The sequence below is a fragment of the Sphingomonas donggukensis genome (genome assembly GCF_023674425.1).
In the GTDB taxonomy this organism is placed as follows: Bacteria; Pseudomonadota; Alphaproteobacteria; order Sphingomonadales; family Sphingomonadaceae; genus Sphingomonas; species Sphingomonas donggukensis.
In genome coordinates this window covers 2,511,219-2,523,246 of the sequence record NZ_CP098401.1, presented here as the reverse complement: position 1 = coordinate 2,523,246, position 12,028 = coordinate 2,511,219, and the positions used below count along the sequence as shown (strand labels likewise).

6 protein-coding genes are annotated in these 12,028 nt (G+C 66.9%); 4 read left to right on the top strand and 2 right to left on the bottom strand.

The features are described 5' to 3' along the window. Positions 1–61: 61 nt before the first annotated feature. The 3 genes from metK to M9980_RS12405 all read left to right on the top strand — a co-directional run bounded on the left by metK (position 62) and on the right by M9980_RS12405 (position 3,645). On the top strand, positions 62–1,273 hold the full coding sequence (gene metK, locus M9980_RS12415) for a methionine adenosyltransferase (RefSeq protein ID WP_250751392.1): 1,212 nt from the start codon (positions 62–64) through the stop codon (positions 1,271–1,273). A gap of 237 nt (positions 1,274–1,510) precedes the next feature. Next, the gene (locus tag M9980_RS12410; RefSeq protein ID WP_250751389.1) at positions 1,511–1,663 is read left to right on the top strand and encodes a hypothetical protein; all 153 of its coding nucleotides are present in this window, start codon (positions 1,511–1,513) and stop codon (positions 1,661–1,663) included. A gap of 179 nt (positions 1,664–1,842) precedes the next feature. Next, the gene (locus M9980_RS12405) at positions 1,843–3,645 is read left to right on the top strand and encodes an asparagine synthase-related protein (RefSeq protein WP_250751386.1); all 1,803 of its coding nucleotides are present in this window, start codon (positions 1,843–1,845) and stop codon (positions 3,643–3,645) included. 55 nt (positions 3,646–3,700) lie between these two features. Here the strand turns inward: M9980_RS12405 and M9980_RS12400 are convergent, their stop codons facing one another. Together M9980_RS12400 and M9980_RS12395 are read right to left on the bottom strand one after the other, a co-directional pair. Next, a complete protein-coding gene (locus M9980_RS12400) occupies positions 3,701–4,243 on the bottom strand; it encodes a YkgJ family cysteine cluster protein (RefSeq protein ID WP_250751383.1) in 543 nt (180 codons plus the stop codon). Positions 4,244–4,619: 376 nt separating this feature from the next. Next, the gene (locus M9980_RS12395) at positions 4,620–11,159 is read right to left on the bottom strand and encodes a M10 family metallopeptidase C-terminal domain-containing protein (protein WP_250751381.1); all 6,540 of its coding nucleotides are present in this window, start codon (positions 11,157–11,159) and stop codon (positions 4,620–4,622) included. Positions 11,160–11,560: 401 nt separating this feature from the next. Here M9980_RS12395 and M9980_RS12390 point away from each other — a divergent pair, with 401 nt between their 5' ends. Further along, positions 11,561–12,010 carry a hypothetical protein gene (locus tag M9980_RS12390; RefSeq protein WP_250751378.1) on the top strand — a complete coding sequence of 150 codons (450 nt, stop codon included), beginning with the start codon at positions 11,561–11,563 and terminating at the stop codon, positions 12,008–12,010. The last annotated feature ends 18 nt before the right edge of the window (positions 12,011–12,028 follow it).

Sequence of the window (12,028 nt, the reverse complement as noted above, 5' to 3'; positions counted from 1 at the left end):
TATCAGGGCATGGCAACGGCCCGCCGGCTTTCCCTCGGCACTCATTTCTCTGAGGAATCCCATGCGTTCCAATTACCTCTTCACGTCCGAATCGGTTTCGGAAGGCCATCCCGACAAGGTCTCCGACCAGATTTCCGACGCCATCGTCGATCTGTTCCTGTCCAAGGATCCCGAAGCGCGCATCGCGTGCGAGACGCTGACCACCACCCAGCTGGTCGTGCTGGCCGGGGAAATCCGCGGGCGCGGCATCATGGACGAGAGCGGCAACTGGGCGCCGGGCGTGCGTGAGGAGGTCGAGGCGACCGTCCGCGAGACCGTGAAGCGCATCGGTTACGAGCAGGACGGCTTCCACTGGGAAACGCTGCGCTTCGAGAATAATCTGCACCCGCAGTCGGCGCACATCGCGCAGGGCGTGGACGCGAGCGGCAACAAGGACGAGGGCGCCGGCGATCAGGGCATCATGTTCGGCTTCGCCTGCGACGAGACGCCCGACCTGATGCCGGCGACGCTCTACTACAGCCACAAGATCCTCGAGCGGATGGCCGCCGATCGCCACTCGGGCGCAGCCCCCTTCCTCGAGCCCGACACCAAGAGCCAGGTGACGCTGCGCTTCGAGAACGGCAAGCCCGCCGCCGCAACCGCGATCGTCGTCTCGACCCAGCACGGCAAGGGCTATGACGAGGGCGACAAAGAAGCCGAGCTCCACGCCTATGTGAAGTCGGTGGTCGCCGACGTGCTGCCCGCCGACCTGCTGGGTGACGAGACCGTCTATCACATCAACCCGACCGGCAGCTTCGAGATCGGCGGGCCGGACGGCGACGCCGGGCTGACCGGCCGCAAGATCATCGTCGACACCTACGGCGGTGCCGCCCCGCACGGCGGCGGCGCGTTTTCGGGCAAGGATCCGACGAAGGTCGATCGCTCGGCGGCGTACATCACCCGCTATCTGGCGAAGAACATCGTCGCCGCCGGCCTCGCCACGCGCTGCACGATCCAGCTCGCCTATGCGATCGGCGTGTCGAAGCCCTTGTCGCTCTACGTCGACACCCACGGCACCGGCACCGTCGGCGACGACGCGATCGAGGCGGCGATCGGTCGCATCGAGAAGCTCGGCAACCTGACCCCGCGCGGCATCCGCACGCACCTGGGCCTCAACAAGCCGATCTACGCGAAGACCGCCGCCTACGGACATTTCGGCCGCAAGGCAGAGGGCGATCATTTCCCGTGGGAGCGCACCGACCTGGCCGACGACCTGAAGGCCGCGCTGGCGTAACGCCGGCTCCGAATCGGCGATGAGCCCCGTCGCGGAATCGTCCGCGGCGGGGCTTTTCTTTGGCGGTCCACCGAACACTGCGCATGTACAACCGCAGTCCTGCGTCAGAATTGTACATTCATGGCACCGCTCACGCACGCAAGTCGCGATTCACGATTGCTTAAGGCATCGCCCCCCGGCATGTTGCCGAATGCAAAACTCGCCAACAGCGCGAGATCTACGACAGGGAGAAGACGCGTGTTCAACATCCATGACGCACCCCAGACGTCCGCCACTTCGGCCGATCGCAAGGTCTGGACGGCCCCGCAGGTCGTGAAGATTCGCGCCGGCGATGCTGAGCTCGGCGCCAATCCCGTGATCCCCGAGGGCCAGTTCGGAAAGGGTAGCTGAACCTCAGGTTTTCGGCATGTTTCGGACCGCCGCCGATTGTTGGCGGTCTCTTACAATTCGATCACCGTCGCTGACGATCGATCGCGGGAGCACGTGAGGCGGGGTAGCAGCAAGGCCACCGGCCTTTGCGCGCGCGACCTGCTGGCCGGCGATTCACGGTCCCTCTTGGCGTATCGACGATGACGAGCCTAGCCGCCTGCCTGCGCCCGGGCGATGCCGCGTCGGCGGAGCGCCTGTTGGGCGCGATGCTTGTTGCACAACAGGCCGCCGCGACGCGCGAATCGGCAGTGGAAGGCGCGTTCGCCGCCGCGGCTGCGGTCGTGCCGCTTCTGGCCGGCGGCGATCGCTCCGCCCTTGGCACGTCGCCCTGCGGTCGCTGGCTCGTCGCGATCGACGCGCGACTGACGAACCGGCAGACGTTGGCGGCGACGCTTGGCGTCACCTCGACCAGCGGCCGCGAACTCGTGCTCGGCGCCTTCACGCGCTGGGGCAGCGAGGCACCGTCGCGACTGTCGGGCAATTTCGCGATCATCGCCTGGGATCGCGACGCCCACCGCTTGCACCTGATCCGCGATCCGCTGGGGCAGCGCCCGCTGTTCTTTCGCGCCGTCGCCGGGGGCTATGCCGCAGCGTCGATGCCCGCGGGACTGGCGGCGCCGTTCGGTGACCCGCTCCGTCCCGACCCGGGCAGGCTCTGTCGCCTGCTCAACCATCGCATGGAGCTGGACGATGCCAGCCACTACGCGGGCATCCTGCGCGTGCGGCCCGGGGAGATCGTCACGCTCGCCGGCGACGCGCCACCCCGCGCGCGCCTGTATTGGCGACCGGATACCGACCCCGACAGCCGACTGACGACCCGCGACTGCGCCGACGCCTTTGCCGGGTTGCTGCCGATCGCGGTGGCCGACCAAGTCGATCGCGGACGTGCTGTCGGCGCTCATCTGAGTGCGGGGCTCGACAGTTCCGCGGTGACCGCGCTCGCCGCGCGGGCGACCGATGCCCGCATCCTCGCCATAACCGCGGCGCCGGCCGACGGTGCGCCTATCACCGCGCCGCGCGGTCGGCTGGTCGACGAATCGCCGCTCGCCCGCCTGGTCACTGCAGGCGGGCGCGTCGATCATCATTGCATCGCCGGCGGCGATGGCTTCGCCAGTTTGCTCGACAATGCGCACGCGGCCCTCGCACAGCCCATGCCCTCGCCGCAGAATTACGGCTGGGTCGCCGCAAGTTTCGACCTGCTGCGCGCGCACGACATCGCCGTCGTCCTGATCGGTCAGGCCGGCAATTTCACTTTCAGCCGCGATGGTCAGCCGGGCCTGCGCGAATTGCTGCGCGCCGGACGATGGGGCGGCGTGCTGCGCCGGCTGCTCGATCCAGCGCAGATCGGCGCGCGGCTGGCGCAGGTGCAGCAGCGCCTGGCGTCGCGCGGCAGCGAAGCGGATCGCGCGGCCCGCTGGACGTTGGCACGCACGATCATCGACGATCCGGCCACGCCACTGGCGCCGCCCGAGCATAGTCTCGCCATCCTTCAAGGCATGGACCCGGGCGCGTTGTTGCGCAGCTTCTTCACGCGGTGGGGTATCGACATGCGCGATCCAACCGCCGACCAGCGACTGGTGGAATTGGCGCTGCGCATCCCGACGTCGGCGCTGCGCAGCGGATCGCTCGACCGCGCGCCTGCGCGTCTGTCGCTTGGTGGGATCGTGCCCGATGCGGTGCGCCTCAATCGTCGCCGCGGCTACCAGTCATCCGACTGGCTCGACCGGATGACGCGGGAACGGTCGCTGATCGCGCAGGAAGTGGCGGCGCTCGGTCGATCGGCGGTCGCGCAAGACATCATCGACGTGCCGCGGCTGCGGCGCCTCGTCGAGGATTGGCCCACCGACATGCGCTACACCCCCGATGTCGAGCGCGTGTACCGCCACGTCGTGCCGCAAGCGATCACGATCGCGGGCTGGGCACGGCGCGTCGCCGGGGAGTAGGCGCCCGCAGAGCGGATCGACCGGCGCCGGTGAGCAGTATGAGGCCCTGCTCGGCTCAGGAGGCCATGCCGAACCGCTTGTTCCTGATCCGGAAGTGGCGGTCGAGGTGCATGTCGACCGCGACGCTGGCGAGATACTGCTGCGCGCTCGTGCGAGTGCTGCCACCATCGCCATCCAGCGACACCGTCGGGGGACCGAGCCGCAGCCGCTCGGCGATGGTCGCGCCGGTCGGCGCGCCATCGGTCGCGCGGGCGATGAGACGCTTGGCCTCCGCCACGCGAGCCAACCCTTCGTCGATGCCAACCTCGCCCGCGGTGACCCGACGCAGCAGGGCGCAGCGAAAGCTTCGGCAGATGCCGAAGCGCGTCTCGTAGATCGAGCAACCGGCATCGGTGAGAAGCGGGCAGGGCAGGTGGAACGCCGGCCCGCCCTCCGGCGTCGTGGTGCTGCTCGGTGCGCGATCGGTTTCGGACGGCTCGAGCTTCGCATGGGTGAACAGCGCGCCGTTGCAGCACAGCCCGCATTCGACGCACAGTCGGGCAGCATCGTCGGGTTGCCCTGAATCCTCATCCGGCACGGCATTGTCCTGTCGTCGCATGAGCCGCGGCGTCGCCCGGCGGCTGTGCAGCTTTCGGGCCGAGCCTAGGCGAGTTTCGTCGGCTTTGCATGCCTGTTGTGGTGGCAGCCGGCCATACCTCCGACAGCCACCGACCGCGCGTGTGAAGGTTCGGCAGTCACATGGCGGAGACCAAGCCGGGCGAACAGGCCCTGCGCCGTTCCCGAGAATCGACGATGTGCGGGCGGTCGCGTTATCGGTGGCGAAGACTCACGCTTGGCCGCGAAATAGCAGGCGCCCGTCCCTCAAATGAAAACGCCACCCGCGCAGGTTCTGCACAGGTGGCGCTTTCGCACGTTGATCTGCCGCGCACCCCTTGCCCGACGAGCAGGCTCGGCCGGGCGCGGGCGACGCGTCCTTACATCACGACGTCGCTGGCGACGATCGGCGCCTGGCTGACGAACAGCGTGTGGCCGTCGAAGACCGACACGTCCGGCGTCACGAACATGCTCGGGCTCATGAACGCGCTCGTGTTCGGCGCCGTCAGGCCGATGAAGTCGTTGGCCGTCAGCGCATGGTCGCTGGTGACCAGGATCGACAGGTCGGCCTGGCCGTCGCCGGTGGTTTCCGCTTCGACCAGATAGTTGCCGCTGCCCTGGTCGGTCACGCGTACCTGGTTGGCGGCGGTGAACCCGCCGCTGACGTAGGTGAACGTCGCGATGCCGCTCAGGTCGATGTGATCTCCGTTCGAGAAATCGAAGATGTGATCCTGCGACGTCGCGGTCGAGTCGGACACCAGCAGATAGCCGAACGTGTCGTTGCCCGCACCGCCGCGGAGCTGGTCGGCGCCGCCGTTGCCGTAGATCACATCGTCACCGGCGCCGCCGAACACCGTGTCGCCACGGGCACCCATGCGGATCTGGTCGTTGCCGGCGCCCGAGAAGACGGTGACGGCAGCGTTGGTTTCGGCGGTATCGTTGAAGATCAGCGATTCCCCCGCGCCGAGCGTGTTGGCGCTCACCGCGAAGTTGGCACCCGCCGCGACGTTCGCATCGCTCATGGTGATGTTGTAGGTGTAGGCGGTCGAACCGCCCGACAGCAGGACGAGGTTCTCGATCGAGAAGAACTGCCCGGCGCCGATGGTCCCGGAGAAGCTGCCCCTGAAGGCGACCTGGTCGAAGTTGCCACCCTGGCCGTCGATCACGTCGCCGGTCCCGAACGCACCCGCCCCGAAGAAGAAGGCATCACTCTGCTGACCGCCGGTGACGACATCGGTTCCGAGGCCGCCATAGTACACGATCGCGCCATCGCTTTCGGCGCGTGCGTCGAAGAAGACGCTCTCTGCCGCGGTCAGGGAGTTGGCGTTCACCGACAGGGTCTGGCCGGCGGCGATGTTCGCGTCGTCGGTGCGGATGTTGTAATAGTAGGAATTGCCCGCGACGTCGCCGAAGCTGGTGTTGCTGCCCGAGAGCAGGAAGATGCTTTCGACGCCGGTCAGGCTGGTCGCGCTGAGCGCCAGGTTAAAGTAGTTCCCCTGAAGGCCGAGCTGGTCGAAGCTGCCGACGCCGCCATTGACCTTGTCGTCGCGGGTGAACTGGCTGCCGAAGAAGAAAGCGTCGTCACCGCCATTGCCGTTCACGGTGTCGTTGCCACCCTGCGACAGGTTGAAGAAATCCGCCGTCTCGGAACCGATGATGACGTTGTCTGCGCTGTTGCCGCTCAGATTGCCGCCGGTGGTGCCGATGTAGGTCAGGTTCTCGAAATTGGCCTGAAGCGTATAGTTCGTCAGCGTGGTGATGACGGTGTCGGTCCCCTCGTTCGCCTGTTCCGTCACCGTATCACCGGTCGAATCGACATAGTAAGTGTCGTCGCCAGCGCCGCCAGTCATGGCGTCGTCGCCGGTGCCGCCGTCGAGGACGTCGTTGCCGTTCCCGCCGATCAGCGTGTCGTTGCCGGCCAGGCCGAACAGCGTGTCGTTGCCGTCACCACCGTTCAGCGTGTCCGCCTTCGACGCGCCGGTCAGCGTCTCGTTGAGCGCGCCGATACCGGTCAGGTTGAGCTGGCCGACCATGCCGTCGAAGTTGAACTCGGTGAAGCCGCCCGTGTAGGTGCCCTGGAGCACGGCGATCGTGACGAAGGTGTTGGTCACACCGGCTGCACCGTCGCGATCGACCTGCAGCAGGATGTCGGTCCCCGACTGCACCAGACGCATATGGCCGCTGTCGAACAGGTCGGAATTGACGCCACCGGTCGCCAGATTGATGAAATTGGTGGTGTTGATGTAGCTCGTCGCCGCGGTCGCGTTGCGCAGTTCGAACCGGTCACCCAGGTTACCGACCGTGAAATCGCGGACGATGTTGGCGCGCGCCGTGGTGGTCGCCGCCGCACCGGTCCCGGCGAGCCAGATGACGTCCTGGCCCGTACCGGTGGTGATATCGTGGTCATTGAACCCGGCGCCGCCGAGCGTGCTGATGCTCAGCACGTCGTTGCCGTTGCCTAGATCGACGACTGCCGCATCGACGCCCGTGAGGACGACGCGGTCGTTTCCGGCGCCGCCGCTGACGACCACGTTGTCGAGCGCGCGGGTGCCGGCACGGCCCGGAAGGGCATAGGCAGCGCCCGAGGACAGGCCGTCAGGATCGGTAGTCGTGGTCGTCACCGTCCCAGAGACGAGCTGGATGATATCGTCACCATCGCCGCCATCCATCAGGATATTGGTCGCCACATCTGCAGCGGCACGGGTCACCAGTATGCTGTCGTTCCCGCCGTAGCCATAGAGCGCGTCGGTCTGGCTGAAGGCCGTCGCCGCCGGGTTCACGGCGTTGTCAATGAGCAGGTTGAAGTCATCGTTGCCGCGCAGCGTGTCGCCGAACTGCGAACCGGTGATGTATTCGATATCGGTCAGGGTATCGATGCCTTCTCCGCCCGTGTCCTGCGCCGTGGTGATGCGCAGGTCGACATTCACACCGGCCGTGGCGTTGACGTAGGTAACGGTGTCGAGCCCCTCACCACCCCGGAGGATGTCGTTGCCGGCGCCGCCCGACAGCGTGTCGTTGCCGTACCAGCCGTCGAGAACGTCATCGCCAGCGCCGCCGATCAGCGTGTCGAGATAACCGGTACCGCGAACGACGTCGTTGCCCGAGCCGCCGCGGAAGATCACGCGCTCGATGCTCGTGAACGACCCATATGCTGCGCCGCCCATCGTGATCGCGCTGTTGCCCGCCACATTGGCGAGGTCGAAAGCGATGCCGCCGGTCTGGTCGGTATAATAGGCATAGGCGGTGTCCGTACCCTCGCCGCCGTCGAACACGTCCGCGCCGCCGCCGTCGTTGGTATAGACCGTGGAGAGGCCCGCGACCGTGCCGTTGGCCAGGCCACCGACGAGGATGTCGTCGCCGTCGCCGCCGCGCAGGATGTCGGCGCCGAGGCCGCCGACCAGGCTGTCGTTACCGGCGCCGCCCTCCAGCACATCGTTGCCGTCGGCCATGCCCGCGGTCGCGCTGAAGGTGTTAACATAGTCGCCGAAGATCACGTCGTTGCCAGCGCCGCCGATGAGCGTGTCGCCGAGGCCGCGGCCGATCAGGAAGTCGGCCGCCGCGCCGCCGACCAGACGGTTGGCCGTCGTGTCGCCGCCGGTCAGCGTGTTCGCCGCGGTCAGCGATCCGACGACATTCTCGATGCCCGACAGAATGTCGCCGCCCGTCGACGCTGCCTGCGCAGTCGTGGTGTTCAGGTTGACCGTCAGCGCGGCGGTGATGTTCGTGTAGTCGACCGTGTCGGACCCGGCGCCACCATTATAGGTGTCCGCCCCGCCGCCGTCGAAGAAGATGTTGTCGTTGCCGTCGCCGGTAATGGTATCCGCGCCCGAACCGGTGCGCACGTTTTCGAACCCGACGAGCGTGTCGTTGCCATAACCGGTCGCCTGCGCGGCCAGGATGGACAGGTTGACGGTCGCGCCGATCGTGCCGCGGTACGACACGGTGTCGTTGCCGGCGCCGCCGTCGAGGACGTCGTCGCCGAGCCCGCCGTCGATGACGTTGTCGTTGGCGTCACCGGTCAGCGTGTCGTTGCCGTCGCCGCCCGTCAGGTTTTCGATGCTGCGCAGCACCGCGACCTGCTGGCCGCCGACGCTGGCGCTGCCGTCCAGGGCACCCGCGAGCGTCGCGGTGACGCCGGCGGTGAAGCCCGCGAAGGACGCCGTGTCGGATCCGGCGCCGCCGTCGAGCAGGTCGACGTTGCCGATCGCATTGGCGCCCGGATTAAGCGTGTCGTCGCCCGCACCGCCGGTCAGGATATTCTCGCCCGAGTTACCGGTCAGCGTGTCGGCGAAGGCCGAGCCCAGCAGGTTCTCGAACCCGCTCAGCGTGTCGTTGCCGGTGACGCCGGTGTTCTGCGCGGCACCCTGCAGTGCCAGGCTGACGGTCACGCCCGCGCTGGCGCCCGCATAGGATGCGGTGTCGTTGCCGAAGCCGCCGACCAGCGTGTCGTTGCCGAGACCGCCTTCGATGACGTTGTTGTTCGCGTCACCCGTCAGCGTGTCGTTGTACTGCGAACCGACCAGATTCTCGATGCCGGTCAGCGTGTCGGTGCCGGCCGCCCCGGTGTTCTGCGCCGATCCCTGCTGGTTCAGGTTGACGGTGACGCCGGTCGCCGAATTGCTGAACGCGGTCGCGAACGACGCGGTGTCGTTGCCGTTGCCGCCGATGAGCGTGTCGTTGCCGAGCGTGCCCATCAGGAAGTCGTTGCCCTCACCGCCGTCGGCGGTGACACTGCTGCTGTTGATCGCGGTGAAGGGCGCGGTGTTGACCGTGGCGCTGCTCAGCGAGATGTTGAGCGTGTAGGTCGTGCCCGCGTCCAGGGGATCGGCGAAATTGCCGTTCGCCGCGGTCCAGCGACCGACCCGGATGTAATAGGTGCCAGCGGTGGCGAACGTGTAGGTCAGATAGGAGTTGCCCGTCTGGCTACCCGCGTCGGCGGTGCTGTCGTCGTTCTGCGCCAGCAGCTGGCCGTTCGAATCGACCAGTTCGATCCAGGTGTCGATGCTGCTGAAGTCGATGTCGAAGATCGCGGTCGAACCGGCCGCCACGTCGAGACGGTAATATTCCAGCCCGCCGCCGGTCGCCGTCGCATTGACCTGCGCATGCGGCACGGTGGTCGAATTGGTGACGTTGGAGTCGGCCGCGAGCGTATAGGCATTGCGCGCCTGGGGATTGATCGCCGATCCCGCCGAGAGGTTCGATTCGGACTGCGCCTTGGTGATGATCGCGCTGTTCACGACGGTGAAGCCGCCGCCGATCAGCCGGTCGTCGCCCGCGCCGCCCGACAGCACGTCGGCACCGCCGACGCCACCGCTCAGCGTGTTGTTCTGGCTGTTGCCGGTCAGCGTGTCGTTGCCGACCGTGCCCTGGATGTTTTCGATGCTGCGCAGCGTGTCGGTTTCGCCGTCATGCGTGACGATGACGTCGGCGCCGGTGTCGTTCAGCGTGGCATTGATGCCGGTCGTGCCGGTGAAGATCACCGTGTCGCTGCCCGCGCCGCCGTCGAGGATGTTGTTGGCGCTGTTGCCGATGAAGATGTCGTTGCCGGCACCGCCCTTCACATTCTCGATCAGCGAGCGCGCGTCGTTGTTGTAGAGCAGCGACATGGCGATGTTGCCGGGCGCCAGGTTCGTCAGGCCCTGATAGGCCAGGTTGTTGGCCAGCTGTGCCTGGTCGAAGGTCGAGAATTCGCCCGGACGCAGGTCGACCGTGACGCCGTTCGCATAGTTGCTGACGTCGATCGTGTCGTTGCCGCCGCCATCCCAGACGGTGAGGAAGATCTTGTTGCCGGACGGCGCACCCTGGCCGACGCCGTTGATGAACATCTCACCGGTCGTCAGGCTGAACGTATAGACGCTGTCGCCGGAATTGGTGTTGAAGTTGGCGCCGTAGAGATACTGGAGCGCAGCCAGATCATACTGCATGTACGTCTGCGGCTGGTTGACCTTCTCGCCGGCGAAGTTGCTGTTGGTGAACGGGGCCGGCGTGTAGGTCATCAGCGACCACGCCTGGCCGTCGCGATCGGGCGTCAGCGACTGGGTACCGTACTGCGGGAAGGTGCCGAAATAGAACGACAGGTCGCTGTTCGTGTAATCTTGGTGCCCGTGCTTCAGCCCCATCGTGTGGCCGATCTCGTGCATCATGGTGGCGTAGCCCCACGTACCCTTCACCGCGAGGTCGTAATAGGGCTGGTTGGTGCGGCCGAACCAGATGTCCCCTGCCGCACTCTGCTTGTCGGACGGGAAGCCGCCATAGGCCGAGCCGACCTCGGAATCCGCCGTCTGCGAGATGCGGATGTTGGCGTGGACCGTATCGGTTTCGGTAATCTCGGTGAAGGTCAGTCCGGTCGCCGCCGAAAGCTGGGCGAATGCCGCGCGCGCCGCCGCCTGCTGCTGCGTACCGAGATCGATGTGGTAGTTGCTGACGCCGTTGGTGAGCGGGGTGGAGCCGTTGTAGTTCGAGCCCGAGGTCGGGAAGCTGTAGGTGAGGTTGGTCGTGCCCCACTTCGAACCGATCAGGATCGCATCGACGTTGCGGATGCCCGTGAAGAAATGGCTACCGTCGGGATTGGTGCCGAGCGGCAGGACCACGCCGATCGGACCGGACTGCGGATTCGCAGCCGTCGGATCGACGCCCTTCTGCGCCGCGCTGTCCTCTCCGTTCGCATTGGCGCCTTCGCGCATGCCCTGGCACAATGCGCAGCCGCAGCCCTCGACGACCGTGACGTGGGCGATGTCGGACAATCCGTCGGTCGTGCCGACGCCCCACTCGCCGCCGTTCAGTTCCTGCGCCGGCGCATCGCCGGTCGTCAGGTCGCCGCCCGAGGAAACACCGATGCCCGGCTCGCTGATGCCGACCTCGAACTTGGGACCACCGGTTTCGACGTCGGAAACTACATTGCCGGATTCGGAATTGCTCATCGGTGATCCCCCCAAAGACTGTGTTGCCACATCGTCGTTGCCGCGATGCCCACTCGGACACACCGATTCTGTCGGATGCCGGTGACAATTTGTTCATATATTCATGGATTTCCAACGCTGGCAAGCACTTGATTCGCAGCGCGTATCCCGTGCTTGGGACGGCAGCGTACCGCGACGGGACGAAGCCATAAGACGTCGAGCCGCTGCGATCCCAATGGCTTGCGCCGTCCGGGCGACGTGCTTGCCGCACGCCCGGGCGTGACAGCGCCCTTCGTTTATCGTATCGCTTGGCGGTGTTCAGGCGTCCAAATAGAGCGATGGAACATCCGGCGCTGGCAGCCCTGGCGCTCGCACCTCTGGCGACACTAGCCGCCTGTACTCCTGCACCCGCGGACACCCCGATGCGCAATCACGCCCCCGCTTCTACTTCCGATGTTCAGGCCGCGGCGCCGAACGAGAACGAACCTGCGGGCCGCAGCCCGCAGGCGGCGCAGGGTCCGATCGTCGAGCCCGTCTCCGCCGCCGGGATCGCCGCACCGGTCACGCCCCCGTCCGCCACGCCCGCGCCTCCCACACCTGCGTCGCCCACGCCCGCCGATCTCGGCCGCCGCATCCTGTCGACTGCCTTCGTCCGGGTGGGGCCGGGCGGCCATCTGACCATCGCGCACCGCGACGGCACCACGCACGTGCTACGCGACGTCGTGATAGGCCCGAAGGACTATTGCGGCACGCGCCTCGACGGCCACGCCCCCGGCGCACGCTATTGCGGCGCCTACGCCGACGTCACAGCCGCCCGGCCAGGCGACGCGCCCGTCGGCGCCGCCCCGATCGATGCGGCCAACCCCCGATAGACACGCGCCCGCGCACGC